The organism is Caenispirillum salinarum AK4, assembly GCF_000315795.1.
Taxonomy (GTDB): Bacteria; Pseudomonadota; Alphaproteobacteria; order Rhodospirillales; family Rhodospirillaceae; genus Caenispirillum; species Caenispirillum salinarum.
On record NZ_ANHY01000007.1, the window covers coordinates 186,909 to 212,827 of the forward strand.

General features: G+C 66.6%; 27 protein-coding genes and 2 tRNA genes. 15 read left to right on the forward strand and 14 right to left on the reverse strand.

The annotated features are described in order from the left end of the window. The first annotated feature begins 31 nt into the window (after nt 1-31). The 6 genes from C882_RS09160 to frdD all read left to right on the forward strand — a co-directional run bounded on the left by C882_RS09160 (nt 32) and on the right by frdD (nt 5,866). The gene (locus C882_RS09160; protein ID WP_009540304.1) at nt 32-1,684 is read left to right on the forward strand and encodes a tetrathionate reductase family octaheme c-type cytochrome; all 1,653 of its coding nucleotides are present in this window, start codon (nt 32-34) and stop codon (nt 1,682-1,684) included. A gap of 9 nt (nt 1,685-1,693) precedes the next feature. Next, entirely contained in the window at nt 1,694-2,335 is a 642-nt protein-coding gene (locus tag C882_RS09165) for a cytochrome b/b6 domain-containing protein (RefSeq protein ID WP_009540305.1), read from the forward strand. Between the two features lie 207 nt (nt 2,336-2,542). Then, entirely contained in the window at nt 2,543-4,303 is a 1,761-nt protein-coding gene (frdA, locus tag C882_RS09170) for a fumarate reductase (quinol) flavoprotein subunit (RefSeq protein WP_009540306.1), read from the forward strand. Next, the gene (locus tag C882_RS09175; RefSeq protein WP_009540307.1) at nt 4,300-5,055 is read left to right on the forward strand and encodes a succinate dehydrogenase/fumarate reductase iron-sulfur subunit; all 756 of its coding nucleotides are present in this window, start codon (nt 4,300-4,302) and stop codon (nt 5,053-5,055) included. The genes frdA and C882_RS09175 overlap by 4 nt, the downstream gene beginning before the upstream one ends. A 1-nt stretch (nt 5,056) precedes the next feature. After that, nucleotides 5,057-5,512 (forward strand): fumarate reductase subunit C, encoded by a 456-nt coding sequence (locus C882_RS09180; RefSeq protein ID WP_009540308.1) that lies wholly within the window; start codon nt 5,057-5,059, stop codon nt 5,510-5,512. Nucleotides 5,513-5,515: 3 nt separating this feature from the next. Continuing rightward, the gene (gene frdD, locus C882_RS09185; RefSeq protein ID WP_009540309.1) at nt 5,516-5,866 is read left to right on the forward strand and encodes a fumarate reductase subunit FrdD; all 351 of its coding nucleotides are present in this window, start codon (nt 5,516-5,518) and stop codon (nt 5,864-5,866) included. 187 nt (nt 5,867-6,053) lie between these two features. Here frdD and C882_RS09190 read toward each other — a convergent pair whose 3' ends face one another. The 9 genes from C882_RS09190 to C882_RS09230 form a co-directional block, all read right to left on the reverse strand. Continuing rightward, nucleotides 6,054-6,329: a hypothetical protein gene (locus tag C882_RS09190; RefSeq protein ID WP_009540310.1), complete on the reverse strand. Its 276-nt coding sequence runs from the start codon at nt 6,327-6,329 to the stop codon at nt 6,054-6,056. 112 nt (nt 6,330-6,441) lie between these two features. Then, nucleotides 6,442-7,233: a molecular chaperone TorD family protein gene (locus tag C882_RS09195; protein WP_009540311.1), complete on the reverse strand. Its 792-nt coding sequence runs from the start codon at nt 7,231-7,233 to the stop codon at nt 6,442-6,444. Nucleotides 7,234-7,342: 109 nt separating this feature from the next. Continuing rightward, nucleotides 7,343-7,418: transfer RNA gene (locus C882_RS09200), tRNA-Val, on the reverse strand. 134 nt (nt 7,419-7,552) lie between these two features. Next, entirely contained in the window at nt 7,553-7,828 is a 276-nt protein-coding gene (locus C882_RS09205) for an HU family DNA-binding protein (protein WP_009540312.1), read from the reverse strand. A 350-nt stretch (nt 7,829-8,178) separates the two neighbouring features. Next, a complete protein-coding gene (gene lon, locus C882_RS09210; RefSeq protein WP_009540313.1) occupies nt 8,179-10,587 on the reverse strand; it encodes an endopeptidase La in 2,409 nt (802 codons plus the stop codon). Nucleotides 10,588-10,766: 179 nt separating this feature from the next. Next, the gene (clpX, locus tag C882_RS09215) at nt 10,767-12,038 is read right to left on the reverse strand and encodes an ATP-dependent Clp protease ATP-binding subunit ClpX (RefSeq protein ID WP_009540315.1); all 1,272 of its coding nucleotides are present in this window, start codon (nt 12,036-12,038) and stop codon (nt 10,767-10,769) included. A 358-nt stretch (nt 12,039-12,396) separates the two neighbouring features. After that, nucleotides 12,397-13,074, reverse strand: a complete 678-nt coding sequence (locus C882_RS09220; protein ID WP_043644485.1) for an ATP-dependent Clp protease proteolytic subunit — start codon at nt 13,072-13,074, stop codon at nt 12,397-12,399. 125 nt (nt 13,075-13,199) lie between these two features. Beyond that, nucleotides 13,200-14,672 (reverse strand): trigger factor, encoded by a 1,473-nt coding sequence (tig, locus tag C882_RS09225; RefSeq protein ID WP_009540317.1) that lies wholly within the window; start codon nt 14,670-14,672, stop codon nt 13,200-13,202. Nucleotides 14,673-14,833: 161 nt separating this feature from the next. After that, nucleotides 14,834-14,918 (reverse strand) — tRNA-Leu (locus C882_RS09230). A 238-nt stretch (nt 14,919-15,156) separates the two neighbouring features. Between C882_RS09230 and C882_RS09235 the strand changes: the two genes are divergently transcribed. Further along, entirely contained in the window at nt 15,157-16,494 is a 1,338-nt protein-coding gene (locus C882_RS09235) for a globin-coupled sensor protein (RefSeq protein WP_009540318.1), read from the forward strand. Between the two features lie 106 nt (nt 16,495-16,600). Here the strand turns inward: C882_RS09235 and C882_RS09240 are convergent, their stop codons facing one another. Continuing rightward, nucleotides 16,601-16,846 carry a YfhL family 4Fe-4S dicluster ferredoxin gene (locus C882_RS09240; protein WP_009540319.1) on the reverse strand — a complete coding sequence of 82 codons (246 nt, stop codon included), beginning with the start codon at nt 16,844-16,846 and terminating at the stop codon, nt 16,601-16,603. Between the two features lie 55 nt (nt 16,847-16,901). Continuing rightward, nucleotides 16,902-17,156 carry a YfhL family 4Fe-4S dicluster ferredoxin gene (locus C882_RS09245; RefSeq protein WP_009540320.1) on the reverse strand — a complete coding sequence of 85 codons (255 nt, stop codon included), beginning with the start codon at nt 17,154-17,156 and terminating at the stop codon, nt 16,902-16,904. 371 nt (nt 17,157-17,527) lie between these two features. Here C882_RS09245 and C882_RS09250 point away from each other — a divergent pair, with 371 nt between their 5' ends. The 3 genes from C882_RS09250 to C882_RS09260 are packed head-to-tail and all read left to right on the forward strand — an operon-like array spanning nt 17,528 to nt 20,663. Continuing rightward, entirely contained in the window at nt 17,528-19,267 is a 1,740-nt protein-coding gene (locus tag C882_RS09250) for a 2-oxoacid:acceptor oxidoreductase subunit alpha (RefSeq protein ID WP_009540321.1), read from the forward strand. A 17-nt stretch (nt 19,268-19,284) separates the two neighbouring features. Further along, entirely contained in the window at nt 19,285-20,139 is an 855-nt protein-coding gene (locus tag C882_RS09255) for a 2-oxoacid:ferredoxin oxidoreductase subunit beta (RefSeq protein ID WP_009540322.1), read from the forward strand. Beyond that, on the forward strand, nt 20,136-20,663 hold the full coding sequence (locus C882_RS09260) for a ferritin-like domain-containing protein (RefSeq protein WP_009540323.1): 528 nt from the start codon (nt 20,136-20,138) through the stop codon (nt 20,661-20,663). The genes C882_RS09255 and C882_RS09260 overlap by 4 nt, the downstream gene beginning before the upstream one ends. 89 nt (nt 20,664-20,752) lie before the next feature. Here the strand turns inward: C882_RS09260 and C882_RS25000 are convergent, their stop codons facing one another. Further along, entirely contained in the window at nt 20,753-20,968 is a 216-nt protein-coding gene (locus C882_RS25000) for a DUF1127 domain-containing protein (RefSeq protein ID WP_160166779.1), read from the reverse strand. A 287-nt stretch (nt 20,969-21,255) separates the two neighbouring features. On the opposite strand from C882_RS25000, the gene C882_RS09265 reads away from it, so the two are divergent. From C882_RS09265 to C882_RS09285, 5 genes are all read left to right on the forward strand, one after another. Further along, nucleotides 21,256-21,624 carry a zinc-ribbon domain-containing protein gene (locus C882_RS09265; protein WP_009540325.1) on the forward strand — a complete coding sequence of 123 codons (369 nt, stop codon included), beginning with the start codon at nt 21,256-21,258 and terminating at the stop codon, nt 21,622-21,624. A 66-nt stretch (nt 21,625-21,690) separates the two neighbouring features. Next, nucleotides 21,691-21,996, forward strand: a complete 306-nt coding sequence (locus C882_RS09270) for a hypothetical protein (protein ID WP_009540326.1) — start codon at nt 21,691-21,693, stop codon at nt 21,994-21,996. A 252-nt stretch (nt 21,997-22,248) separates the two neighbouring features. Continuing rightward, nucleotides 22,249-22,884, forward strand: a complete 636-nt coding sequence (locus tag C882_RS25005) for a hypothetical protein (protein ID WP_009540327.1) — start codon at nt 22,249-22,251, stop codon at nt 22,882-22,884. Beyond that, nucleotides 22,884-23,282, forward strand: coding sequence for a phage holin family protein (locus tag C882_RS09280; protein WP_009540328.1), 399 nt, complete (start codon nt 22,884-22,886; stop codon nt 23,280-23,282). The genes C882_RS25005 and C882_RS09280 overlap by 1 nt, the downstream gene beginning before the upstream one ends. Further along, the gene (locus C882_RS09285; protein ID WP_009540329.1) at nt 23,279-24,118 is read left to right on the forward strand and encodes a DUF3618 domain-containing protein; all 840 of its coding nucleotides are present in this window, start codon (nt 23,279-23,281) and stop codon (nt 24,116-24,118) included. The genes C882_RS09280 and C882_RS09285 overlap by 4 nt, the downstream gene beginning before the upstream one ends. Before the next feature lie 86 nt (nt 24,119-24,204). Here the strand turns inward: C882_RS09285 and C882_RS09290 are convergent, their stop codons facing one another. After that, the gene (locus C882_RS09290; protein WP_009540330.1) at nt 24,205-24,777 is read right to left on the reverse strand and encodes a DUF4269 domain-containing protein; all 573 of its coding nucleotides are present in this window, start codon (nt 24,775-24,777) and stop codon (nt 24,205-24,207) included. Nucleotides 24,778-24,896: 119 nt separating this feature from the next. Beyond that, nucleotides 24,897-25,913 carry a biotin synthase BioB gene (gene bioB, locus C882_RS09295; RefSeq protein WP_009540331.1) on the reverse strand — a complete coding sequence of 339 codons (1,017 nt, stop codon included), beginning with the start codon at nt 25,911-25,913 and terminating at the stop codon, nt 24,897-24,899. Nucleotides 25,914-25,919: the final 6 nt, after the last annotated feature.

The window sequence follows — 25,919 nt, forward strand, 5'->3', positions numbered from 1 at the left end:
CATGGTTCATTCCGACCCGGGGGACAGGGCGATGATCACGCGAACACAGCGTCCCGGCCTCGGCCGTCTGGCCGCGGCGGGACTGACCGCGATGAGCCTCGCCGTCCTCGTCTGGACGACCCCAGCCGCCGCCGCGGACGTGATGGCCCAGCTGCCGTCCGCGACGACCGCCACGGCTTCCAAGACGACGACGGCGGATCACAGCAAATTCAAGGAATTGGAGGGGCCGTTTGCCACCGGGCCCGAGGTGACGGAAGCGTGCCTCGAGTGCCACACGGAAGCGGCCGACCACATCCAGCAGACCACCCACTGGACCTGGGCCTTCGACCATCCGGTCACCGGTCAGGACTTGGGAAAGCGCAACGTCGTCAACAACTTCTGCGTCGCGACCGCCACCAACTGGCCGCGCTGCACCAGCTGCCACATCGGCTACGGCTGGACCGACGACAAGACCTTCGACTTCGCCGCCGAGCGCAACGTGGACTGCCTCGTCTGCCACGACACCACGGGCAACTACAAGAAGTTCCCGACCGGCGCCGGCCATCCGACCTATGAGCCCAAGGAATTCCCGCCCAAGTCCGGCAACGTCTGGCAGCCGCCGGACCTGGTGAAGATCGCGCAGAACGTGGGCCCCACCAGCCGCGAGACCTGCGGAGCCTGCCACTTCTACGGCGGCGGCGGCGACGCGGTGAAGCACGGCGACCTCGACAGCACCATGGCCCGGCCCAGCAAGGCGCTGGACGTGCACATGGCGCCCGACGGGCTGAACTTCCAGTGCTCCACCTGCCACACCACCGGCAGCCACGAAGTCACCGGCAGCCGCTACGTCACCAAGGCCGTGGACCGGCTTGGCATCGACGTGCCCGGCCACACCGACGACACCCGCGCCACCTGCGAGTCGTGCCATGCCATGACGCCGCACGAGGAGGCCAAGCTGAACGACCACACCGACGTGGTCGCCTGCACCACCTGCCACGTCCCGGAATTCGCGCGCGGCGGCAAGGCCACCAAGATGTGGTGGGACTGGTCGACCGCGGGCAAGCTCAACGAGGAAGGCAAGCCCTTCACGGTCAAGGAGGGCGCGGACGTCATCTACGACACCAAGAAGGGCGACTTCCTGTGGGAAGCGAACGTCGTGCCCGAGTACCGCTGGTTCAACGGCGCCATCGAGTACACGCTGATCGACGACACCATCGACCCGTCGGGCGTCGTGCCCATCAACACCCTTGGCGGCGGCCCGGACGATCCCGACTCGCGCATCTGGCCCTTCAAGGTCATGCGCGGCAAGCAGCCCTACGACTCGGTGAACAACGTGCTGGCCGTGCCGCACCTGTTCGGCAAGGACGAAAGCGCCTTCTGGGGTGCGGGCAAGTTCGACTGGATCAAGGCCATCGAGGCCGGCATGCAGGCCCGCAACGTGGACTTCAGCGGTGAATACGACTTCGTCGAGACAACGTATCACTGGCCCATCGTGCACATGGTCGCGCCCAAGGACGAGGCCCTCGAGTGCGAGGCCTGCCACGCCGAAAACGGCCGCCTGGCCAACCTGGGCGGGTTCTACATGCCCGGCCGCGGCGACTTCGGCTGGCTCAACACCCTGGGCTGGTCGCTGGCCGGCCTGACCCTCATCGGCGTCATCGTCCATGCGCTGCTGCGCGTGGTCGGCGCAAGCCGCAGGAAATAGGAGGCAACCATGGCACGCGAGGTCATGTTCACCCGTTTCGAGCGGCTGTGGCACTGGACCCAGGCCCTGATCATCGTCGGCCTGGCGATCACCGGGTTCGAGGTGTTCGGCAGCTGGACCGTCTTCGGTTATGAAACGGCGACGGAGGTGCACCAGATCCTGGCCTGGCTACTGCTCGGCCTGTGGGCGCTGGCGATGTTCTGGCACATGACGACAGGCGAGTGGCGGCAGTACATCCCCACGTTCAGGAACATGGGCGCGGTGATGCGCTACTACACCGCCGGCATCTTCGACCCCAGCATCGAGCACCCCTACAAGCCGACGCGCAAGGCCAAGCACAATCCCATGCAGCGCCTGGCCTACCTGGGCTTCCTGGTGGTCATCATGCCCGTCCTGTGGATCACCGGCCTGTTGTACATGTTCTACAACGGCTGGGAGGCGCTGGGCCTCGGGTTCCTCAGCCTGGGCGCCGTCGCACTGGTCCATGTGATGGCGGCCTTCGCCCTGGTGATCTTCTTCATTGGCCATGTCTACATGGGCTTCACCGGCCGTCCCGCGACGGCCTACGTCAAGGCCATGATCACCGGCTACGGCCACGACCACTCCGAAGGCGAAACGCCCTCCACCGGCCGGACTCGGCCCGCCGAGTGAGCGCGGCACCACACACGCCCTACCCCAACGGGCGGGGCCGTCGCGGAAGCGTGGCGGCCCCGTGGTGCGTGCGGACCAGGCCACGCCTGGATTCTTCAAAGACCATGAAATCTCTGTAACTTTCGGTGAAGGGCCCGCCCCTGCCCTTTTTGCAGCGATAATCTTTGGTATGGTGTTGGGGCTGCGGCACAGGAGGAGAGGTTTTCCATGGACGTGATCAAGACCGACGTCGCCATCGTCGGCGCCGGCGGAGCGGGCTTGCGGGCGGCCATCGCCTGCGCCGAGGCCGACCCGTCGCTCAACGTGGCCCTGATCAGCAAGGTGCTGCCCATGCGCAGCCACACGGTCGCCGCCGAGGGCGGCGCGGCGGCGGTCATCAAGGAGAACGACAGCCTCGAGAACCACTTCAACGACACGGTCTCGGGCGGCGACTGGCTGTGCGACCAGGACATCGTGGAGCTGTTCGTGAACGAGGCCCCCAAGGAGATGATGCGCCTGGAGCACTGGGGGTGCCCCTTCTCGCGCGATCCCGATGGCCGCATCGCGGTACGCCCCTTCGGCGGCATGAAGGTGGAGCGCACCTGCTACGCCGCCGACAAGACGGGCTTCCACCTGCTGCACACCCTGTTCCAGACCTCCATGAAGTTCCCTTCGGTCAAACGCTACGACGAGTTCTTCACCGTCGATCTGATCGTGGAGGACGGCCGCGCCCGCGGCGTGGTCGCCATGGAGATCCGCACCGGCAAGCTGTTCGCCTTCGCCGCCAAGGCGGTCATCATCTGCACCGGCGGCGCCGGCCGCGTCTTCCCCTTCACCACCAACGGCGCCATCAAGACCGGCGATGGCATGGCCATGGCCTACCGCGCCGGCGTGCCCCTGAAGGACATGGAATTCGTCCAGTACCACCCGACGGGCCTGCCGGGTACCGGCATCCTGCTGACCGAGGGCTGCCGCGGCGAGGGCGGCATCATGGTCAACAAGGACGGCTACCGCTACCTGCAGGACTACAACCTGGGCCCGCCGGACCCGTGGCCGCGCAAGAAGGCCATGGAGCTTGGCCCGCGCGACCGCCTGTCCCAGGCCTTCTGGCACGAGCAGCAGAAGGGCCGCACCATCAAAGGCCCCTACGGCGACGTCGTGCACCTGGACCTGCGCCACCTGGGCGAGGAAAAGATCAACGAGCGCCTGCCCTTCGTCCGCATGCTGGCGAAAAGCTACGTGGGCGTCGACCCGGTGACGGACCCCGTGCCGGTGCGTCCCGTCATCCACTACACCATGGGCGGCATCGACTGCGACATCGACGCGGCGACGCCCCTGCCCGGCCTCTACACCGCCGGCGAGGCCTCGTGCCTGTCCATCAACGGCGCCAACCGGCTGGGCTCCAACTCGCTGACGGAACTGCTGGTCTTCGGCCGCCGCGCCGGCGAGCACGCCGCCGCCTTCGCGCGCTCCACCGAGGGCCGGACGGGCGGCGAGAAATCCGTCGCCGGCGCCGCCGACGCCCTGGCGGGCCGCGTCACCGACCTCCTGGACGAGCGCCACGGCACCGAGAGCATCGCGGGGCTGCGCAAGGAGATGACGGCCACCATGGAGTCGGGCTGCGGCATCTACCGCTCCGAGGACACGCTCAAGGAAACCACCGCCAAGCTGGCCGAGCTGCGCGAGCGATACCAGCGTGTCCACGTCACCGACAAGAGCCGCGTCTTCAATACCGAGCTGATGCACGCCATCGAGCTGGGCAACATGCTGGAACTGGCCGAGGCCATGGCGCATTCGGCCCTGGAGCGCAAGGAAAGCCGGGGCGCCCACCAGCGCCTGGACCACACCGCGCGCGATGACGCCAACTACCTGACCCATTCCATGGCGGTCCGCGGCGATGGGCTGGAGGCGCCGCGCATCGAGTACAAGGACGTGGTCATCACCAAGTCCCAGCCGGCCGAGCGCGTCTACGGCGGAGAGGCGAAATGACGACGGAACGCATGATCGAGTTCGAGGTGCTCCGGTATCGCCCGGACACCGACCACGAACCCGTGTTCGAGACCTACAGGGTCCCCTGCAACGAGGACTGGGTGGTGCTGGACGCCCTGAACCACATCAAGGACGAGATCGACGGCACGCTGTCGTACCGCTGGAGCTGCCACATGGCCGTCTGCGGGTCCTGCGGCATGCAGGTCAACGGCGAGCCCAAGCTGGCCTGCAAGGCCTTCGTCCGCGACTACGGCAACCGCATCCGCGTGGAGCCGCTGGCGACCTTCCCCATCGAGCGGGACCTGGTCGTCGACATGGACGACTTCACCGACAAGCTGCAGAGCGTCAAGCCCTGGATCATCCGCGACGACGGCGAAAAGCCGGCCGAGGACGGCGAATACCGCCAGTCCATGGGCGAACTGCGCAAGTACCGGCAATTCAGCATGTGCATCAACTGCATGCTCTGCTACTCGGCCTGCCCGCAGTACGCCCTGAACCCCGAGTTCATCGGTCCCGCCGCCCTGGCGCTGGCGCACCGCTACAACCTGGACAGCCGAGACCAGGGGGCCGAGCAGCGCCGCGACGTGGTCGCCAGCCACGCGGGCGTGTGGGACTGCACCTTCGTCGGCCAGTGCTCCGCCGTCTGCCCCAAGGACGTGGACCCGGCAGCGGCCATCCAGCAGGGCAAGATCGAAAGCTCGAAAAACTTCTTCCTCGACCTGCTGAAGCCAAAAAAGACGGGAGCGAAGTGACATGGCGAGCCCCGACACCTCCCACACCTCCGCCCCGGCTGCCGACCGCCCCACAACCGCCGCCGGCGGACAGCGGAAGCCCTTCCGCCGCCCGTGGAAGAACGACTGGTGGCTGCACAAGCGCGCCTTCACCCTCTACATGATCCGCGAGTTGACGTGTGTCGCGCTGGCCGCCTATTCCGCCGTGCTGATCTACGGCCTGGGCCAATTGGCCGAAGGCCGCGCGGCCTGGGAGGGCTTCGTGGACGCCCTCTCCTCCCCGGCGTTTCTCACCTTCCATGTCCTGGCCCTGGCGCTGATGCTCTACCACACCATCACGTGGTTCAGCCTGACGCCCAAGGCCATGCCGATCATGCGGGGCGACAACTTCGTGCCCGGCCGCTACATCATAGGCGCCCATTACGCCGTCTGGGCGGTGGTGTCGCTGATCGTGCTCATCATCGCGGGGAGCGTCTGAGCCATGATGCACCGTAGCAAGTCAAAGCCCATCTTCTGGGGCCTGTTCGCCGCCGGCGGTACCGTCTCGGCCTTCCTGGCACCGGTGATGATCCTCATTGCCGGTATCCTGGTGCCACTGGGGATCATGACGGACGCCCTGTCCTACGACTCCATGCACGCACTTGCCGACAACTGGATCGGCAAGATCATCCTGTTCGGCGTGCTGACCCTGTTCCTGTGGCACTTCGGCCACCGGATGCGCGTGACCCTGCACGACCTGGGCATCCACAACAAGGGCCTCGCCGTCGTGGTGTGCTACGGCGTGGCCGGAATCGGAACTCTCTGGGCGCTGGTGACGCTGTTGAGCATCTGAGCGATCGGGCGCCTCCGGCACCCGCCCCAGCCCCACGGCCGGCAGGGACAGGCTCGCCGCCCTTCCAGCGGTTGCGGGGGAACGGGCGGCGCCCCCGCCGTCCGGCCGATTTTAAAAATGCGATGGGGTGGAGGCGTGGAGGCGTCAGCCGCCACCGGGCGCGCGGCTCGGCCCGCGCCGCAGGCGATCAGGCTGGCGCGGCCGCTTCTCCGGTCTTCCCGCCAAGCAGCTGGACAAGAGCCGCCTTCTTGGGCAGGCCCGTGACCTCGATCCTGGCTTCGAACACCGTGTTCGCGTTGATGTTTCGCAGGGTCTCGATGCCCTTGCGGTCCAGCAGGCCCTCCAGAACCGATCCGGCGGCGGGGATTTCGCGGCAGTCGGTCATCAGGCTGCACCCGCCCCCGTTGACCTCGACCAGCGCGACACGGCGCCGGGCGTTGACGGCAATCACCACTCCGAGCATGGCGTGTCCTCCCGTCGGACCATCGTTTGTTATCACTAAGGGTCCCGCTATCCGGGCGGATCGTCAACGATGCCTTACGGCCGTATGCCCTCCGGCACAGCCGCCATGCGACCTATTCGGCCGCGGCGCCCAGGCAGTCGCTGAGGAACTGCCGGTCGCGCTCGAGGTAGGCCACCAGCAGCGTCGCCACGCCAGCATAGAACCCGTCCGGGTCATGGGCGTCGCAGGCATCGCGGAAGGCCGGCAGCCAGGACAGGAGGTTGTCGTCGATGAAGGTGCGCTGCTCGCGGCAGGTGGCCACCAGATCCACGACAGCGTCCACGGGGGTATCAGACGCCGCTTCGGCAGGATGCGCCTTGCGCCAGACCGCCAGGCTTTTCTCCGACGTCTGCGCCATGACGTCCAGCAGCACCGCAACGTGGTCCGGGTCGCTCGGCAGGCTCGGCCGCAACCCCAGCCCGGAGTGGCGTAGCAGCGCCTTCATGCGTCCCAGAATGTCGGCCTTGTGGGGCGCGACCGGCGGCTCCGCCGCGGGCGGCGCGTCCCCTTTTCCATCGTCGCCTCCGCCGGAGCGGTTCCAGATGGAGGCGCGGGGAATGGCGGCGCCCTTCTCGAACAGTACATGGAAATCGTCGGCAAGCGCCGCGGCCAGATCCTTGTCGGACGCGCCATGGTCGAGCGCGGCTTCCATGCGCCTGGCCCCGTCAGACAGCGCGGGCTGCGCTGCCAGATTATCCAGCACCGCCCGCCCCGGGCCCTGCCGGTAGGCACGCAGCAGCACCGGGTCCAGCCGGTCGGCGAACAGCCCGGCGAACCACCGGTACAGTTCCGCCCGTCGCAGGCTTTCGCTGATGAAGGCGGCGCTCGTGGGCGTCGCGGTGCTGGAGGATGGGGAATTCGTCATGCGCGGGCTCCCGACGGCCGCGCACTCGGGGCACGGCCGGTGGTTCCCGCGCGGCGCGGACAGTACTCTTTGGCCCCTGCGGAGCCGCGCCCCGCACCGGGCGGGAGGATGGTGGGCGGTGACGGGTTCGAACCGCCGACCCTCTCGGTGTAAACGAGATGCTCTACCAGCTGAGCTAACCGCCCGTCGAAGCGGCACCGTCATAACGACAGCCGCCTGATATGAAAAGAAAAACCGCCGCGATGTTCCGTGTCAAGCGTCGCGGGAACGAAGAAGGCCGGCCCCCCGGGCCGGCCTTCTCCGCAGGATGCGTCCGACCTTAGCCGTTGACGGCGTCCTTGAGGCCCTTGCCAGCCTTGAACTTGGGCTGCTTCGAAGCCGGAATCTTGATGGTTTCGCCGGTGCGCGGATTGCGGCCTTCGCTCGCGGCGCGCTCGGCAACCGCGAAGGTGCCGAAACCGACCAGGCGCACTTCGTCGCCCTTCTTCAGGGCGTCGGTGATGGAGTTGAACACACCGTCCACGGCCTTGGTGGCATCGGCCTTCGACAGGCCGCTGGAATCCGCGACGGCGGCAACGAGATCGTTCTTGTTCACTAGAGGGCCCCCTCTGCTAAAAGCAAAGACAAAAACTCGGTCCAATCAATTCGGTCAATTAGACCCTTGATTTAACGGAAGGGAGTTTAAGGCGGGCCTTCCAAGCCCGTCAATCCGGGAAACGCCGTTTTCCCCAGTTTTTCGCCATTTTCAGGCCCATACCCCTGTTCAGAGACGGGTCTTTCACGTCACCTGAGGCTGATCGGGCCCAAGAAAAGATAAACTTTTACGCTCTTTCTCCTTCCGATTCGGAAAGGATCACCACAAGAACTCCCAAGCATAAACTCGGACGGCCACGAAAAAGGGGCCGGACGTGCGCCCGGCCCCGATAATGCGGTCCTGCTTAAGGATCAGTGGGTAATAATCGCGTCCCCGCCATCGCCCTCGGTCGACTTGACGGCCGGAGCCGCTTCGTCTTCCGCCTCGCTCCATTCAATGGGCGTCAGGTCGTTGACAAGCGCGTGTTCCAGAACCTCGTCCACAGTGGACACGGGAATGATCTTGAGGCCGCGCTTCACGTTGTCGGGAATCTCCGCGAGATCCTTCTCGTTGTCGCGCGGGATCAGCACCCGCTTGATGCCGCCACGCAGGGCCGCCAGCAGCTTCTCCTTCAGGCCGCCGATAGGCAGGACGCGACCACGGAGCGTGATCTCGCCGGTCATGGCGATGTCCTTGGCCACCGGGTTGCCCGTCAGCGCCGAGACGATGGAGGTGCACATGGCGGTGCCGGCCGACGGACCGTCCTTGGGCGTCGCGCCCTCGGGCACGTGAACGTGGATGTCGCGCTTTTCGAACACCGTCGGCTTGATGCCGAAGGACACGGCCCGCGAGCGGACGTAGGACCGCGCCGCCTGGATGGACTCCTTCATCACGTCGCCCAACTGGCCCGTCAGCGTGACATTGCCCTTGCCGGGCAGCACGACGCTTTCCACCGACAACAGTTCGCCGCCGACTTCGGTCCAGGCCAGGCCGGTAACGACGCCCACGAGGTCCTCGCGCTCCGCCTCGCCGTAGCGATAGCGGCGCACACCGGCGTACTTTCCGAGGTTGCGGCGCGTGATGCCAATCTTCTTGAGCTTGCTTTCCACCAGGCGCTTGATCGCCTTGCGCGACAGGTTCGCCAGCTCGCGCTCCAGGTTGCGGACGCCGGCCTCGCGCGTGTAGTACCGCACCAGGTCGCGCAGCGCATCGTCGCTGATGGTGAACTCAGCCTTCTTCAGGCCGTGCGCCTCCATCTGCTTGGGAATGAGGTGGCGCTTGGCGATCTCGACCTTTTCATCCTCGGTGTAGCCGGACAGCCGGATGATCTCCATGCGGTCCATCAGCGGCTGCGGCATGCGCAGCGTGTTGGCCGTAGTGACGAACATCACGTCCGACAGGTCGTAGTCGACCTCAAGGTAATGGTCGGCAAAGGTGGAGTTCTGCGCCGGGTCCAGCACCTCCAGCAGCGCCGACGACGGGTCGCCGCGCCAGTCCGCGCCCAGCTTGTCGATCTCGTCCAGCAGGAAGAAGGGGTTCGACGACTTGGCCTTCTTCATGCCCTGGATGATCTTGCCGGGCATGGAGCCGATGTAGGTGCGGCGGTGGCCGCGGATCTCGCTTTCGTCGCGCACGCCGCCCAGCGACATGCGCACAAAGTTGCGGCCCGTGGCCTTGGCGATGGACTCGCCCAGCGAGGTCTTGCCGACGCCCGGCGGGCCGACGAGGCACAGGATCGGACCCTTGAGCTTCTTGGTGCGCTGCTGCACCGCGAGGTACTCCAGGATGCGTTCCTTGACCTTTTCCAGGCCGTAGTGATCGTCGTTCAGCACCTTGCTGGCGCGCTTCAGGTCGTAGTTGACGCGCGTCTTGTTCTGCCAGGGGATCGAGAGGATCCAGTCCAGGTAGTTGCGCACCACCGTGGCTTCCGCCGACATGGGGCTCATGGTGCGCAGCTTCTTCAGCTCCGCCTGGGCCTTTTCCTTGGCTTCCTTCGAGAGCTTGGTCTTGTTGATCCGCTCCTCGAATTCCGCGGCCTCGTCCTTGCCTTCCTCGCCCTCGCCGAGTTCCTTCTGAATGGCCTTGAGCTGCTCGTTCAGATAGTACTCGCGCTGGGTCTTCTCCATCTGCCGCTTGACGCGGTTGCGGATCTTCTTCTCGACCTGCAGGACGCCGATCTCGCTTTCCATGAAGCCGTACACGCGCTCCAGGCGCTCGGCGACCGTGGTGCTCTCCAGCAGTTCCTGCTTGTCGGCGATCTTCAGCGACAGGTGGCTGGCGACGGTGTCGGCCAGCTTGGCCGCGTCCTCGATCTGGTTGATGGAGACCAGAACCTCGGGCGGAATCTTCTTGTTGAGCTTGATGTACTGCTCGAACTGCGCCACCACCGAGCGCGACAGGGCCTCAAGCTCCTGGTTGTCGGCCTGCTCGTCATCCAGCAGTTCGACCTCGGCCTGGAAGAAATCCTCCGTGCCGGTGTAGTTCTTGATGCGGGCGCGCTGGCCACCTTCGACCAGCACCTTGACGGTGTCGTCGGGCAGTTTCAGCAGCTGCAGCACGGTCGACACCGTGCCGACGGTGTAGATGTCGTCGGGGTCGGGGTTGTCCTGGGCCGCGTTCTTCTGCGCGACCAGCAGGATCTGCTTGTCCTCCGCCATGACGTCTTCCAGGGCCTTCACCGACTTCTCGCGGCCGACGAACAGCGGCACGATCATGTGCGGGAACACCACGATGTCACGCAGCGGCAGGACGGGGAGGATGTCTTCGCGACCAGTCTCCACGACAGTATCCCTCTTTTATTGCTTGGCGGCCGGTTGACGCACCGCCAGATTGACCGGCTCGTCCGACCGATATGGGAGGCTCGGACGCCGGCGACCAGGGGTGGGAAGCACACAAGGCCCGGTCGCCCCGGTGCTGGGCGCGACCCTGTCCGGGCGCTGGCGCTTGTAAGGAAGGGCGCCTATGCGCCCTTCCCCACTTCCTCGGAGCGGTCCGAGTAGATGTAGAGCGGCGTGGCGCGGTGCTCGGCCACCTCGCGGTTGACCACCACTTCCTCCACGCCTTCCATGCCCGGCAGGTCGAACATGGTCTCCAGCAGGATGCCTTCGATGATGGAGCGCAGGCCGCGGGCGCCGGTCTTGCGCTCGATGCCCTTGCGCGCGATGGCGCGCAAGGCGTCGTCCGTCAGGCTGAGCTTGACGTCTTCCATCTCGAACAGCTTCTGGTACTGCTTGACCAGGGCGTTCTTGGGACCGGTGAGGATCTCGACCAGGGCGTCCTCGTCCAGGTCCTCCAGCGTCGCGATGACCGGCAGGCGGCCGACAAATTCGGGGATCAGGCCGTACTTCAGCAGGTCCTCGGGCTCGACGCCGCGCAGGATCTCGCCCATGCGGCGCTCTTCCGGGTCCTTTACGTCGGCACCGAAACCGATCGACGTGCCCTTGCCGCGCTGGCTGATGATCTTGTCCAGGCCCGCGAAGGCGCCGCCGCAGATGAACAGGATGTTGGTCGTGTCCACCTGCAGGAATTCCTGCTGCGGATGCTTGCGGCCACCCTGCGGCGGCACGCTGGCGACCGTGCCTTCCATGATCTTCAGCAGGGCCTGCTGCACGCCCTCGCCCGAGACGTCGCGGGTGATGGACGGGTTGTCGGACTTGCGGCTGATCTTGTCGATTTCGTCGATGTAGACGATGCCGCGCTGCGCGCGCTCGACGTTGTAGTCGGCGGACTGCAGCAGCTTGAGGATGATGTTCTCCACATCCTCGCCCACGTAGCCGGCCTCGGTCAGCGTGGTGGCGTCGGCCATGGTGAACGGCACGTCGAGGATGCGCGCCAGCGTCTGGGCCAGCAGCGTCTTGCCGCAACCGGTCGGGCCGACCAGCAGGATGTTGGACTTGGCGATCTCCACGTCGGGCGACTTGCCGCCGCCGTGCTGGAGCCGCTTGTAGTGGTTGTGCACCGCCACCGACAGCACCCGCTTGGCGTGGGGCTGGCCGATCACGTAGTCGTCCAGCACGCCGAGAATGTCGCGGGGTGACGGGACGCCGTCGCGGGAACGGACAAGACTGCTCTTGTTCTCCTCGCGAATGATGTCCATGCACAGTTCCACGCATTCATCGCAAATGAATACCGTCGGACCGGCGATGAGCTTGCGCACCTCGTGCTGGCTCTTCCCGCAGAACGAGCAGTACAGGGTGTTCTTGGATGAATCGCCGCCAGAGGACTTCGTCATCGTGTCTCCACTCCGTGCGCGGCCGAAAATGCCGGCGCGCCCTGATCTTTTCGCGGCCTGCCGGCCCGCTGGACTTCCATGTTAGCCGGACCGTCCGGCCCAAAACAATGCCTAAAACCTCTACGCCCTTGCCAGCGTAACGGATCGGTCATCGTTGGTGCAACATGGGGAGATGGCGGCAGGGCCGCAAGGTATTGGCAGGTTTGCCTGATCGTCCCGAAAGGCGGGTCAGGCAGGCGGCGGGCATGGTCCGAGGCGGCGGTCAGAGACCATACCCTGGTACCGGCGACGACGGACGGAGAACGTCCGCCGCGCCGATTGTGGCGCCGGCACCCGCGTGGTGCCGGCCGGGGTCGGGTTACTTGTCGCCTTCGCCCTCGCCCTTCTTCTGGGCCGCCTCTTCGCGGGCCTTGGCCTCGGCCTCGCGGCTGAGCACGACACTGTCGATCAGGCCGAAGGCCTTGGCCTCCTCGGGCGTCATGAACTTGTCGCGTTCCATGGCCTTCTCGATTTCCTCGAGCGGCTGGCCCGTGTGCTTGACGTAGATCTTGTTCAGCCGGTCGCGGATGGACAGGATTTCCTTGGCGTGGATCTCGATGTCGGCCGCCTGACCCTGGAAGCCGCCGGACGGCTGGTGGACCATGATGCGCGAGTTGGGCAGCGAGAAGCGCTTCTCGGGCGCGCCGCCGGCCAGCAGCAGCGAGCCCATGGACGCCGCCTGGCCGATGACCATGGTGGCAACGTCACAGCGGATGTACTGCATGGTGTCGTACATCGCCAGGCCCGACGTCACCACGCCGCCCGGCGAGTTGATGTAGAACGCGATGTCCTTCGACGGGTTGTCGGCCTCCAGGTACAGCATCTGGGCGCACACCAGGGCGGAGACGTTGTCCTCCACCGGACCGGTGAGGAACAGGATGCGCTCCTTCAGCAGGCGGGAATAAATGTCGTAGGACCGCTCCCCGCGGTTGGTCTGCTCGACCACCATGGGGACCAGGTAGTTGTTGTAGACGTCGATCGGATCACGTTCTCTCATCGGCTCCATCCATTGCTGTGGTTCCCCGATATGCGGGGCGATCCGCTCTCATGCAATCGGGGCGGCGGCCGGAAAGCCACCGCCCCGACAGTCTCATGCGACGCGAGGGGACGCGACGGACGCCGTCACGCGGACGTCTCGCCCTCGTCCTTGCCCGCCTCGTCCTCGCCGGCCTCGGCTTCGTCCGCCTTCTTGGCGGCGGCCTTCTTGGCAGGCGCCTTCTTCTTGGCGGCGGCCTTCTTCTTGGGCTTGTCCTCGCCCTCGCCTTCGGCCTCCTCGCCGTCCTGCTTCATCAGCTCGTCGACGCTGACCGGCTTGTCCTCGACCTTCGCCACCTCGAGGATGTAGTCGACGACCTTGTCCTCGTAGATGGGGGCGCGCAGCTGGTTGATGGCGTCCTGGTTCTGCAGGAAGTACTGGAACACCGCCTGTTCCTGGCCCGGGTACCGGGTCGCCTCGGCCATGATGGCGCGGTTCAGGTCGTCCTGGTTGACCTGGATCTCGTTCTTCTGGCCGACCTCGGACAGCAGCAGGCCCAGACGCACGCGGCGCTCGGCCAGCTTGCGGTAGTCGTCCTTCAGCTCGTCGTCGGACTTGCCCTCGTCCTCAGGGTCCAGGTTGCCCTGTTCCTTGGCCTGCTCGACCTGCTTCCAGATGCCGTCGAACTCCATGTCGACCATGGACTGCGGCACGGGGAAGTCGTGGGCGTCGGACAGCTTGTCCAGCAACTCGCGCTTGACCTTCTGGCGGGCGACCTTGTCGTACTCGCCCTGGATCTGCTCGCGGATGGCGGTCTTCAGGGCCTCCAGGTCGTCCATGCCGACCTTCTTGGCCAGCTCGTCGTCGATCTCGGGAACCTTGGGCTCGCGGATTTCCTTGACGGTGACGTCGAAGGTGACTTCCTGGCCCGCCAGGTGTTCGGCCGGATAGTCCTCGGGGAAGGTCAGGGTGACGACCTTTTCCTCGCCGGCCTTCATGCCGACGACCTGGTCCTCGAAGCCCGGAATGAAGGTGCCCGAGCCGATTTCCAGGCTGTAGTCCTCGGCCTTGCCGCCTTCGAACTCCTCGCCGCCCTTCTTGCCGACGAAGTCGATCACGGCGACGTCGCCGTTCTTGACCTTGCGGGCCTTGCTGGCGACCGGCTCGCTGGACTTCTGGCCCTCGGCGATGCGGGTCAGCGCGTCCTCGACTTCCTTGTCGTCGACGTCGGCCTTGGGGCGGGTCAGCTCGAGGGTGGAGAAGTCCACCGGCGTGATCTCGGGCAGGACCTCGACGGACATGGTGAATTCCAGGTCCTTGCCCTCGTCGAAGGTCTCGATGTCGATCTTGGGCTGCATGGCGGGACGCAGCTCACGCTCGGCCACCGTCTTCTCGGCGGCTTCCTGAACCGACTGCTCCAGAACCTCGCCCAGGACGGCGGACCCGTAGCGCTTCTTCATCAGGCTGACGGGCACCTTGCCGGGACGGAAGCCCGGCATCTTGACCTGCGTGCTCAGCTCCTTCAGGCGGGCTTCGCTTTTCGCGGCGATGTCGGCGGCGGGCACAACCACCTTGAAATCGTGCTTCAGGCCCTCGGCGTTGGTTTCAGTAACCTGCATCTAGAGTCTCTATTCGTGAATTCGTTGATCGACTCGGCGGGCGAGCCACGGCGTGGCGCGGTTATAGCAGACTAAACCCCCGCCGCAACGGGGTGAGGCAAAAAACGGCGCCGCGTGGGCCCGCCACCGGCCGGAAGGAGGGCCGGCGCGGCATGAATGTTTGGTGCGGCCGGAGGGACTCGAACCCACACACCTTGCGGCGCTGGAACCTAAATCCAGTGCGTCTACCAGTTCCGCCACGGCCGCGTCGGAAACCGGTCTTGTGCAACGGATGGCCCCGCACGTCAAGGGCTGGTGCCAGCCCGCCGCCGCGTCGGGCGGACCCTCGGCCATGCACCTTGGTATACATCGATACGCTATATGACCTCCACATACCCCTCCCGGCCTTTTCGCCGGCTGGAAAATCGTATATGACAATCGTCGACAGCGCGGCCGTGGGGACAATTCGGGGCGCGCGGGGGATGACGCACAAGCGGAGAAGACGATGGCGGACGATCTGGATCGCGTCGGGCGGCTGCAGTTCCTGCAGATCGACGAAGAGACGCGTGCTCTGTTGCGCGAGTTCCGGGGCATCCTGGAACAGCATATCGACGAAGTGCTTGACGCCTTTTACGGCTACATGACCAAGCACCCGGACATGGCCGCCATGTTCAAGTCCGATGCATCCATGCGTCACGCCCGCGACGAGCAGCGCAAGCACTGGCTGAACAACGTCTTCACCGGCGAATTCGGCGACGACTACTTCCGCACCGTCACCATCATCGGCCGCACCCACGAGCGCGTTGGCTTGGAGCCGCGCTGGTACATCGGCGCCTACGCCTTCACCATGAACAAGCTTGTGCAGTTGGTCTTCAGCCGCTACCGCAAGAAGCCGGAGCGCGCCTCGGCCATCATCCAGGCCATCAACAAGGCCGTGTACCTGGACATGGACATTTCCATCTCCGTCTATATCCGCACCGCGCGGGAGACGGCGGCGCGGACGCTGAACGAGCACGCCTCGAAGTTCGAGAACGAGGTCCACGCCATGGTGGAGATCGTTGCCGCCGCGGCGACGGAGCTTCAGTCCACCTCGCAGAACATGGCCGAGACCGCCGACCGCACCTCCAGCCAGTCGGAAGTGGTCGCTTCCGCCGCCGACCAGGCCGCCGGCAACGTCCAGACGGTCGCCTCGGCCGCCGAGGAACTGCACGCCTCCATCTCGGAGATCAGCCGCCAGGTCGCCGAGGGCAACCGCATCAGTTCAGAGGCCGTGGAAGAGGCCGAGCGCACCAATGAGATGGTCAACGGCCTGGCCGCCGCGGCCGGCAAGATCGGCGAGGTGGTCAAGCTGATCAACGACATCGCCAGCCAGACCAACCTGCTGGCACTGAACGCCACCATCGAGGCCGCCCGCGCCGGCGACGCCGGCAAGGGCTTTGCCGTGGTCGCCAACGAGGTCAAGAACCTCGCCAACCAGACCGCCCGGGCCACCGAGGACATCTCCAAGCAGATCGGCGAAGTCCAGGGCGCGACCGAGCAGGCGGTCGGCGCCATCCAGGGCATCGGCGGCACCATCGGCCGCATCAGCGAGATCACCGGCGCCATCGCCGCGGCGGTGGAGGAGCAGTCGGCCGCCACGCAGGAGATCGCCCGCAACGTCCAGGAGGCGTCCAGCGGCACGACGGAAGTGACCAGCAACATCTCCACCGTCACCGAAGCCGCGACCGAAACCGGCCACGCCGCCGGCGAGGTGCTGACCGCCGCCCGCGAACTCTCCAACCAGTCCGAGCGACTGAAGGCGCAGGTGGACGAGTTCCTGCACGACATCCGGGAAGCCGTGTAAGCGGCTGCAGCGCAAACAAAACGAGGGGACCGGCGTGATCCCCTCGGGCGCCCCGCGCTGCGGGAAAGGATGAAGGGCCGGCACAGCGCCGGCCCTTTTCGAGTCGTCAGGCGTGAAGCGCTTCGTACTTGGCCCTCAGCTGGTCCTCGGTCTCCTGATGCGCCGGGTCCTTGACGATGCAGTCCACCGGGCAGACCAGCACGCACTGCGGCTCGTCGTGGGCGCCGACGCATTCCGTGCAGCGGTCGGGGTCGATCACGTAGATTTCGTCGCCCTGATAGATCGCCTCGTTGGGGCACTCCGTCGGGCAGGCGTCGCAGTTGATGCAGGTGTCCTGGATGACAAGGGCCATGATATCTCTCGCTGTCTCGATCTCTCGACGAACCGCCACCGCGCCTTCCGAAGCGTCAGGATGCCAGCAGCAGGCGCCGCTTTTCGGCCAGACGCTCGCGCGATTCCCGCAGGGCGGCGTCAGGGGCGATGCATTCCGTGGGGCACAGCGCCGCGCACTGCGGCTCCGGAAAGGCGCCGACGCACTCCGTGCAGAGCGCCGGATCGATGACGTACCCGTCCTCGACGCTTTGCAGCGCGATCGCCATGTTCGGGCACTCGTCGACGCAGCCGCCACAGCCGATGCAGTCCTCGCCGATGCTCATTGCCATTGTCGCACCCCACTCCGCAGCACGAATTGATAATTCGCAGAATCGAAAGGGTTTTTCCGATCCCTTTCACGGGTCACCATACCCCAGCATAGGCTGAAATTGCGTTAAACCTTTCGGCATATCCGGGACGGCCGGGCGAGGTCGACGGAAGGGCTGGAGACGGGTGCAGTGCAAAAAGGCGCTTTCATCCGGAAGGAATTTCCGGTTATATGGGCGCTGGCGCCACGACTGGCCGCGCCGGTAGCCCCCAGACCGACGCACCCCGAGGCCCCGTCCCGTCCCCGCCGGCCCACTGCACGCCGGCCGCGATGGTGCGGACCCGGCTTCATGTCGAGCGCTCAACGGGAACGCAGATTGATGGGGATCTCTTCATGGCCTTGAATTCCGTCTCACTCGCGCTGACCGGCAGCGGCGGCGCCGGCGTCATGACGTCCGGCCAGGTGCTGGTCGACGCCGCCGCCAAGGCCGGCTGGTACGGCCTGATGGCGCGCTCTTTGGGTCCGCAGATTCGCGGTGGCGAGTCGGCCGCGCTGTTGCGACTTTCGCCCGAGCCCGTGCAGTCCATGGACGACTGCTACGACCTGATGCTCGCCGTCGACTGGGGCAACATCGAGCGCTTCGCGTCCGAGATCCCGCTGACGTCGAAGTCGATCATCGTCACCGACCCCGCCCAGGGCGAGGTGCCGGAGATCATGCGGCGCAACAACCCGATCATCGTGGAAATCCCGCTCAAGGAGATCGCCAAGTCGGTCGAGGGCGGGCGCATCAACATGGTGGCGCTGGGTCTGGTGGCGAAGGTGATCGGCCTGCCCGAGGACTACTGCATCGAGGTGCTGTCCAAAGCGCTGGCGAAGAAGGGCCCGGAGGCGCTGGAGAAGTCGATCGCCGGCATGCGGGCCGGGGCGGAATACGCCGACAAGCTGACCGGCGTGCCGACTCTGGACGCCCCACGGACCGACCACGGCGAGCGCTGGTCCATCACCGGCAACGAGGCGACCGGCCTGGGCGCCCTGCGCGGCGGTGTGCGCTTCGTGGCCGCCTACCCCATCACGCCGGCGACGGAAGTGCTGGAGTACATGGCCCCCAACCTGCCCAAGCTGGGCGGCGCGCTGGTGCAGGCGGAGGACGAGCTGGCCTCCATCAACATGGCCATCGGCGGCAGCTTCGGCGGCGTGCCAAGCCTGACGGCCACCTCCGGCCCCGGCCTGGCGCTGATGACGGAAAGCATCGGCCTGTCGGTGGCATCGGAGACCCCGGTGGTCATCATCAACGTGCAGCGCGGCGGCCCGTCCACCGGCATCCCGACCAAGTCGGAGCAGGTGGACCTGAACATCGCCATCAACGGCCTGCACGGCGACGCCCCGCACCTGGTGACGGCGCCGACCTCCATCGCCGACAGCCTGTTCACGGCGCAGTGGACGGTCTACCTGTCCGAGGCCATGCAGGCGCCGGCCATCGTGCTGACCGACCAGGCCATGGGCCAGGCACGCGCCATTATCGACAAGCCGGCCGACCTGGCCTTCGTCGGCCAGCGCCGCAAGCCGGAACTGGTGTCGGGCGCCGTGGAGGACGGCTACCAGCGTTACGCCGTGACCAACGACGGCGTCTCTCCCATGGCGATCCCCGGCATGAAGGGCGGCGAGTACACCGCCGACGGCCTGGAGCACAGTCCGCGGGGCACGCCGTCCACCCAGGCGCAGCACCACCAGGAGCAGCTCGACAAGCGCGAGCGCAAGCTGAAAACCTTCGACTACGGCGACCACTGGGCCGACATCGAGGGCGACGGCGAGATCGCCATCATCACCTGGGGCTCGGTGACCGAGCAGGTGCGCGAGGCGATCGACCGTATCGCCGAGACCAAGGGCCTGACGGTGAAGCTGATCGCGCTGCGCCTGCTGTCCCCCGCCCTGCCCGAGAAGATGACGGAGGCGCTGAAAGGCGTGAAGAAGGCGCTGATCGTCGAGCAGTCGCACAGCAAGCAGTACACGCTGATGCTGAAGGCGCACTACGACCTGCCGCCGGTCTACGACACGCTGCACCGCCCCGGCCCGCTGGCCATCCGGCCCCATGAAATCGTGACGGCGCTCGATGCGCTGGTCGCCAAGTCCTGAGCCAGGAGGGACTTCGCATGAACATTCAGACCCCCGCCCCCCAGGCCCTGACCTTCGCCGACTACAAGTCGGACCTCAAGCCCGTGTGGTGCCCCGGCTGCGGCGATTTCTCGGTGCTGTCGGCCATCACCAAGGCGCTGGCGACGCTCCAGTTGCCGCGCGAGGACGTGGCGCTGGTGTCGGGCATCGGCTGCTCGTCGCGCATTCCGGCCTATACGTCGGTCTACGGTTTCCACAGCGTGCACGGCCGCGCCCTGCCCGTCGCCACGGGCCTGAAGTCCGCCCGCCCGGACCTGACGGTGCTGGTCGCCGGCGGTGACGGCGACGGCTTCTCCATCGGCGGCAACCACTTCCTGCACGCCTGCCGCCGCAACGTGGACCTGACCTACATCGTCATGGACAACTCGGTCTACGGCATGACCAAGGGCCAGGCCTCGCCGACCACGGAAGGCGACTGGACGGGCTCCAAGCTCACCCCGGAAGGGCCGGGCGTGGCCGAGTTCCAGCCGCTGGAGATCGCCCTCTCGGCCGGCGCGAACTACATCGCGCGCGGCTTCTCGGGCAAGCCGAACGAGTTGACCAAGCTGATCTGCGACGCCGTGGAGCATCCCGGCTTCTCGCTGATCCACGTGCTCAGCCCCTGCGTGACGTTCCGGCCGGAGCAGCGCGAGTACAAGACCATGGTGCACGACGGCTTCGGCGGCGCGGCCTTCGACGAGGGCACGCCGGACCGCCGCGAGGCCTTCCGCCGCCTCATGGACGACGACGGCTATTCCTGCGGCGTGCTGTTCAAGGGCAACACGCCGGCCTTCAAGCCGCAGACGGACGCGCCGCGCACCATCGAGGAGATCCAGGGGGACTTCATCCTATGAGCACCGCCTTCAAGGACATGACCGGCGCGCCCGAGTTTCTGGCCCACGCCCTGCAACTGGAGCAGGAAGCCGCCGTGCGCTTCGACGAACTGGCCGACATGCTGGAGGTCCACAACAACCACAAGGGCGTGGTGGAGCTGTTCCGCAAGATGGCCCACTTCTCCCGGCTCCACCTGGCCGAGGCGAAGGAGCGTGCGGTGGGCGTCGACGTTCCCGCCCTCAAGCCGTGGGAGTTCAAGTGGCCGGGCGACGAGGCCCCGGAGTCGGGCGAGATCACCGACGCCCACTACCTCATGACCCCGCACCACGCCCTGAAGCTGGCGCTTGCCAGCGAGACCCAGGGGTTCGACTTCTATCAGGGGCTGGCCGACAACTCGGCGCACCAGGACGTCCGCGCCATGGCGCGGGAGTTCGCGGACGAGGAGGCTGAGCACGTTGCCACGCTCAAGGAATGGCTGGACCGCTATCCCGAGCCGGACAGCACCTGGGACGAGGACATGGACCCGCCGGTCTCGGTGGACTGACCGGCATCCGGCCTTGACCGGGCCATGACGGCAACGGGGCGGCTCTGGCGGGCCGCCCCGTTTCCATTGACTCGTCCTGTCGCCGCGCGTCACCACCAGAACCGGCGGCGGCGGTAATGGCGTGCCAGTGCGCGTGGCGTCAGGCCGATGTCGCGAAGCAGACGCTCGTCCAGCGCCAGCAGCGCCTTGAGGTCCTGCCGCTCCTTCAGCCACGCCCTCAGGCGGGTGAAGAGACGGGGCGCTATGGCCGCCACGCTCGCCGGTCGTGACACGACGGGGCTTGTGGGGCATCGGCTATGGGACATGGTATGACCTCCTCTGTCGATGACCGATGTATGCTTGAGGGTGGGCCACCCAGCCCCCTGCCGACAAACGAGGTCTTCCTGCGGAGCCCTTAGAAATTCTAATGAATGAAGTCGGCCGCAATTCCCGCTCATGATCCATGGGTATAGGTGGGAACATACCTCCGGCCCGATGCGATAACCGCCCGCGCCATTGACGACGCCGCTAGAAGAGGGCGTAGACTTTATCGCGGGAGAATGGTGCGGAACGCGACCCCGAGCGGTCGCCGAGCGCAAGGAAGAGGCGCGGCATGATGACGCAGTTCTTCTGTCCGCACTGCGGCCGGCGCGTGGAGGCTCGCGCTCCCGCCTGCCCCCGTTGCTTGGCGCCGATCCACTACGGCATGCCGCGCCGCTGCATGGTGATCCTGGTGACCGTCGGCCTTCTCGTCTTCGCCTATGCGGCAGGCCTGCCGGCCCTGGCGTGCGAAGCTCTCGCCCCCTCTGCCGATTGCGACTGGGAGGCCGTGCTGCGGCTGCCCGCCCTGTGCCTGATCGCTTTTGGCGTCCGCACCCTTGTCGTGGCCGCACGCCAGCGCCGAGCCGTCTTCGGGGCACCGCGCCTGACCTTCGCCGCCCCCGCCGACAGCGCCGAGTCCGCCAGCACCGCCGCCGCGTGATCCCCCCACCTGCGCCAACCGTTGAGGCGTCAAGAGCGACCCCTGACACGACGGGAGCAAGGCACAATGGCGCACGACACCGACGCGCACGTCACCACCGATCACGACACTATCCGCAAATGGGCCGAAAGCCGCGACGGCAAACCCGCCGCCGTCAGCGAGACCCACTCCAAGAGCGATCCGGGCATCCTGCGCATCCTGTTCTCAGACGAGGCCGAGCATGACGGCCTGGAGTCCATTTCCTGGGACGCGTTTTTCGAGAAGTTCGAGGAAAAGAACCTGGCGTTCCTCTACCAGGACGAAACCAAGTCCGAGCACGGCACCAGCCGCTTCCACAAGTTCGTCGACCGCGATCAGCACAAGGACGGCTGACCTCCAGGCCACGCCGCACCCGGAGGCCCACCGCCCCATCAGCCGCCGCACCGGCCAGTTCCGGGCGGCGGTTTTTCTTTTAAGCGCTGGGGTCTGCCTTCCCAAAAGTTTCACCAGATGAATTCATGGAGGATCGCGTCTTTTTTGGAATGAACGTAATAAAGACGCGCTACGCCGAAATGATTTCCGGCAACCTACTCCCGTACTTGTCTCGTTATGCGGCCACAATTCCCGCAGCGGACGGAGCTTCCCATGGAAGAAAGAAGAGACCAGAGCGTTTCGGCAGCCAGGGACGAGGCCAAGCAGCGTGCGTCCTCGGCGGCGGACGATGCGCGTCGGGTCGCCACCGAGCAGGGCGACGCCTGGCGCCACAGTCTTTTGTCGACCGTCGACCATGTAGCCGAGGCCATGGACGCCGCCGCCTCCAGCCTGCGCGACGACGAACCTCGTCTGGCGGGCGCGGTGGAGGACCTGTCACGGCACGTCAAGCGCTTCGCCGGTGACGGCCACAACAAGAGCTTCGATGAGTTGCGCGGCGACCTTGAGCAGGTGGCGCGCCGCAATCCGACCCTGTTCATGGCCGGCGCCATGGCGCTGGGGCTGGGCCTGTCGCGCGTCCTGAAGAGCACGCCGCCGGAACACCGCGAAAGCAGCGCCTCCGGCCATCGCGGCCATACCGCGGGGGCGGGCGCCACACCGCCGCCGGCGACCTCGCGCGATACGACAACACCGCCGCGGCCGGGTGCCTCCACCACGCCCGCAGGCCAGCCGGACAGACCGTCGGCCGCCTCGGGCACCTCTGCCCCGCCCAGCCCGTCGCCCTCGCCCGCCCAAAGCCCGGCTGCCGTGCCGGGCAGCGCCGCGCCCAACACCGGGAGGAGCATCTGATGCCGGACAGCACCCCCACCACCGACCGTTCGATCCCGGAGCTGCTTCGGGACCTGACCAACCAGTACAGCCAGCTCATGCGTGACGAGTTCGCGCTGATGAAGGCGGAGATGAGCCAGAAGGTCAGCCAGGTCAGTAACGGCGCCGTCATGCTGGGCGTCGGGGCGGTCCTGGGCCTCGCGGCCCTGATCTTCCTGCTGCTGGCCGCGACGCTGGCCCTGGCCAATGCGGTCGCGCCGTGGCTTTCGGCCCTGATCGTCGGCGGCGCGACGCTGCTGGTGGCCCTGATCGTCATCAACAAGGGCAAGTCGAACCTCAAGACCGCCAATCTTCAGCCCAAGCGCAGCATGGCCTCCGTCCGCGAGGATGCCCGGTTCACCAAGGAGCACGCCAAATGACACAGGATCGTCCGGAAGACGTCGAGCGCCGCATCGCGGAAGACCGCCAACGCATCGACGGCACCATCGACGCCCTGCAGGACCGTCTGTCTCCGGGCCAGTTGCTGGACCAGGCCATGTCCTACATGAAGCAGGGCGGCGGCGAGACGGCCGGCAACTGGGGCCGCGCCGTGAAGGAAAATCCCTTCCCGTTGCTGCTCACCGGCGTGGGGCTGGCGTGGCTGATGAAGACCACCACCAATCCCGACGGCCACGCCGCCTACGGTAACAGCTACGACCCGGAAAAGGCCGAGGCGGCGCATACCGCCTCAATGCGCCTCCAGCAGAACGCCGGCGAGACCAAGGAGAAGTTCGACGAGCGCAAGGTCGAGGCCAAGGCCAAGGCCCTGGACATGCAGCGGCGCGCCGAGGAAAGCGCCCACGACTTCAAGGCCCGCGTCGAGCAGCGGCTGTCGTCCCTGCGTCACGGCGCCGGCGCGCGCGGGGCCGACGCAAAGGGCCGGGGCCGCGATGCCGCCGCGCAAGGGGCGGAACAGGCGTCGATCTACGCCGCGCGCGCCCAGTCCTATTTCCAGGAACAGCCGCTGGTGGCCGCCGCCGCGGCCGTCGGTGTGGGGGCGCTGCTGGGCGGACTGCTGCCGCACACGCGCACCGAGGATGAAGCCTTCGGCCGCACCGGCGAGGCCGCCCGGCATCGCGCGACGGAAACGGCCCGCGACGCCGGTACGCGCGCGGAGCGGGTGGCCGGCGAGACGGCCCAGGCCGCGGCCAGGACCGCCGACAACTCCGCCCGCCGCGAGGCTGGCGACAACAACGCAGCGGCCGGCCGTTCCTGATCCCGCGGCCGGACCGACGCGAAACGGGCGCGGCGTCGAGGACGCCGCGCCCGTATTTTCGTCCATCCTCAGCGGTCGCCGCGCCGTCAGGCGGCTTCCTTGGCGCCCAACAGATCGCAGAGCGTGCTGTCGGGCTCATGCTCCAGGGCCAGCAGGGCGGCCGAGGCATCGCCATCCAGCCCCAGCGCGCCGGCGAAGGCCTGTTCCGTGCGCTGGCCGTCTTCCTTGCGCGCCAGCACTTCTTCGCGCAGGTCACCACCGCCCAGCCGCAGCAGCCGGTTCAACACGGCGTAGTGGCGATACGGAATCTGCTCCACGGTCGGACGGCCCTGGGCATAGATCTCCACCGGATAGGCCGCCGTCTCGATGCGGACCACAAGGGCCTCGGGCCCGTGATCGTCGGCCGGACGCCGGTACATAAGGAAGTCGTCGCTCGCGCCGTGCGTCTCGTGCATCTGCGTGGCGAAGGCGTCCAGGTCGGACACCTCCACCAGCACGTCGATGTCGCTGTCGGCCGTTCGCAGGCCCAACGGCATGGAGCCCACGATGCGCGGGCGGTAGGGCCGCAGGGCGTCGCGCAGCCCCAGGGCGTCGAGCACACGGTGGCAGGATGCCAGTTCACCCAGCTGACCGGGCGCGGTCTTCCGAGCCTTGGTCATGGTATCCCCATTTGGTCGTTGGCAGTCGCGTAATGCGGCGCCCCGTCTCGGGCGTTTACCACCTAACCTAGGACGCCGCGCACCGGATCGGCACCCCCCGTCCGGATAATCTGGGCAGGTTACTTATGCTCGGCCGACATTCCAAGCCTTTCGAGCAGGGCCATGTCCTTATTCTCTTCGGGGTTCTCGGTGGTCAGCAGCTTTTCGCCGTAGAAGATGGAGTTGGCCCCGGCAAAGAACGCCATGGCCTGCGCCTCGTCGGAAATGGAGGTACGGCCGGCCGACAGGCGCACGCGGGCCTTCGGCATGGTGATGCGGGCCACCGCGATGGTGCGGATCCACTCCAGCGTGTCCAGCTGCGGCAGGTTGCCCATGGGCGTACCGGGCACCGGCACCAGCATGTTGATGGGCACGCTCTCGGGGTAGGGCTCCAGGTTGGCCAGCGCCTCCAGCAGGCCGGCACGGTCCTCGCGGCTTTCACCCATGCCGATGATGCCGCCCGAGCACACGTTCATGCCGGTCGCCCGCACGTTGGCGAGCGTCTGCAGGCGATCCTCGTAGGACCGGGTCGTCACCACCTCCTTGTAGTACTCGGGGGAGGTGTCGAGGTTGTGGTTGTAGTAGTCCAGGCCGGCGTCCCGAAGCTTCTGCGCCTGGCCTGGCGTCAGCATGCCCAGCGTCATGCACGTTTCCAGGCCCATGCCCTTGACGTCGGAGACGATATCGCAAAGCGCGTCCAGGTCGCGGTCCTTCAACTCGCGCCAGGCTGCGCCCATGCAGAAGCGGCCGGCGCCCGCATCCTTGGCTTCGCCGGCCTTCTTCATGACCTCGTCCCGGTCCATCAGCTTGGACGCCTTCAGGCCGGTGTCGTAGGCCGAGGACTGCGAGCAGTACTTGCAGTTTTCCGCGCAGCCGCCGGTCTTGATGTTGAGCAGCGTCGAAAGCTGGACCTTGTTGGGGTCGAAGTTCTCCCGGTGCACGTCGTGAGCGCGCGCCAGCAGGTCCATGAACGGCAGCTCGAACAGGGCGAGGATCTCGCCACGGCTCCAGCGGGCCACGGTCTGAGCCGTCTTGGCCGCCTCGGCGAACGGGGTTTCGTCCAGCAGGTCGGCGGCGGTCGGGGCGGCGTCGGTCATGACAGG

Bases quoted from the DNA above. Each gene is read 5' to 3' on its own strand.
- C882_RS09270 (WP_009540326.1), top strand. From the start codon at position 21,691: ATGGCGCACGACACCGACGCGCACGTCACCACCGATCACGACACTATC.
- bioB (WP_009540331.1), bottom strand. From the start codon at position 25,913: ATGACCGACGCCGCCCCGACCGCCGCCGACCTGCTGGACGAAACCCCG.
- C882_RS09195 (WP_009540311.1), bottom strand. From the start codon at position 7,233: ATGACGAATTCCCCATCCTCCAGCACCGCGACGCCCACGAGCGCCGCC.
- C882_RS09265 (WP_009540325.1), top strand. From the start codon at position 21,256: ATGATGACGCAGTTCTTCTGTCCGCACTGCGGCCGGCGCGTGGAGGCT.
- C882_RS09180 (WP_009540308.1), top strand. From the start codon at position 5,057: ATGGCGAGCCCCGACACCTCCCACACCTCCGCCCCGGCTGCCGACCGC.
- C882_RS09250 (WP_009540321.1), top strand. From the start codon at position 17,528: ATGGCCTTGAATTCCGTCTCACTCGCGCTGACCGGCAGCGGCGGCGCC.
- C882_RS25005 (WP_009540327.1), top strand. From the start codon at position 22,249: ATGGAAGAAAGAAGAGACCAGAGCGTTTCGGCAGCCAGGGACGAGGCC.
- C882_RS09190 (WP_009540310.1), bottom strand. From the start codon at position 6,329: ATGCTCGGAGTGGTGATTGCCGTCAACGCCCGGCGCCGTGTCGCGCTG.
- C882_RS09245 (WP_009540320.1), bottom strand. From the start codon at position 17,156: ATGGCAATGAGCATCGGCGAGGACTGCATCGGCTGTGGCGGCTGCGTC.
- clpX (WP_009540315.1), bottom strand. From the start codon at position 12,038: ATGACGAAGTCCTCTGGCGGCGATTCATCCAAGAACACCCTGTACTGC.
- tig (WP_009540317.1), bottom strand. From the start codon at position 14,672: ATGCAGGTTACTGAAACCAACGCCGAGGGCCTGAAGCACGATTTCAAG.
- C882_RS09290 (WP_009540330.1), bottom strand. From the start codon at position 24,777: ATGACCAAGGCTCGGAAGACCGCGCCCGGTCAGCTGGGTGAACTGGCA.
- C882_RS09260 (WP_009540323.1), top strand. From the start codon at position 20,136: ATGAGCACCGCCTTCAAGGACATGACCGGCGCGCCCGAGTTTCTGGCC.
- C882_RS09160 (WP_009540304.1), top strand. From the start codon at position 32: ATGATCACGCGAACACAGCGTCCCGGCCTCGGCCGTCTGGCCGCGGCG.
- C882_RS09175 (WP_009540307.1), top strand. From the start codon at position 4,300: ATGACGACGGAACGCATGATCGAGTTCGAGGTGCTCCGGTATCGCCCG.
- C882_RS09220 (WP_043644485.1), bottom strand. From the start codon at position 13,074: ATGAGAGAACGTGATCCGATCGACGTCTACAACAACTACCTGGTCCCC.
- C882_RS09165 (WP_009540305.1), top strand. From the start codon at position 1,694: ATGGCACGCGAGGTCATGTTCACCCGTTTCGAGCGGCTGTGGCACTGG.
- C882_RS09280 (WP_009540328.1), top strand. From the start codon at position 22,884: ATGCCGGACAGCACCCCCACCACCGACCGTTCGATCCCGGAGCTGCTT.
- C882_RS09255 (WP_009540322.1), top strand. From the start codon at position 19,285: ATGAACATTCAGACCCCCGCCCCCCAGGCCCTGACCTTCGCCGACTAC.
- C882_RS09235 (WP_009540318.1), top strand. From the start codon at position 15,157: ATGGCGGACGATCTGGATCGCGTCGGGCGGCTGCAGTTCCTGCAGATC.
- C882_RS09240 (WP_009540319.1), bottom strand. From the start codon at position 16,846: ATGGCCCTTGTCATCCAGGACACCTGCATCAACTGCGACGCCTGCCCG.
- frdA (WP_009540306.1), top strand. From the start codon at position 2,543: ATGGACGTGATCAAGACCGACGTCGCCATCGTCGGCGCCGGCGGAGCG.
- frdD (WP_009540309.1), top strand. From the start codon at position 5,516: ATGATGCACCGTAGCAAGTCAAAGCCCATCTTCTGGGGCCTGTTCGCC.
- C882_RS09285 (WP_009540329.1), top strand. From the start codon at position 23,279: ATGACACAGGATCGTCCGGAAGACGTCGAGCGCCGCATCGCGGAAGAC.
- C882_RS25000 (WP_160166779.1), bottom strand. From the start codon at position 20,968: ATGTCCCATAGCCGATGCCCCACAAGCCCCGTCGTGTCACGACCGGCG.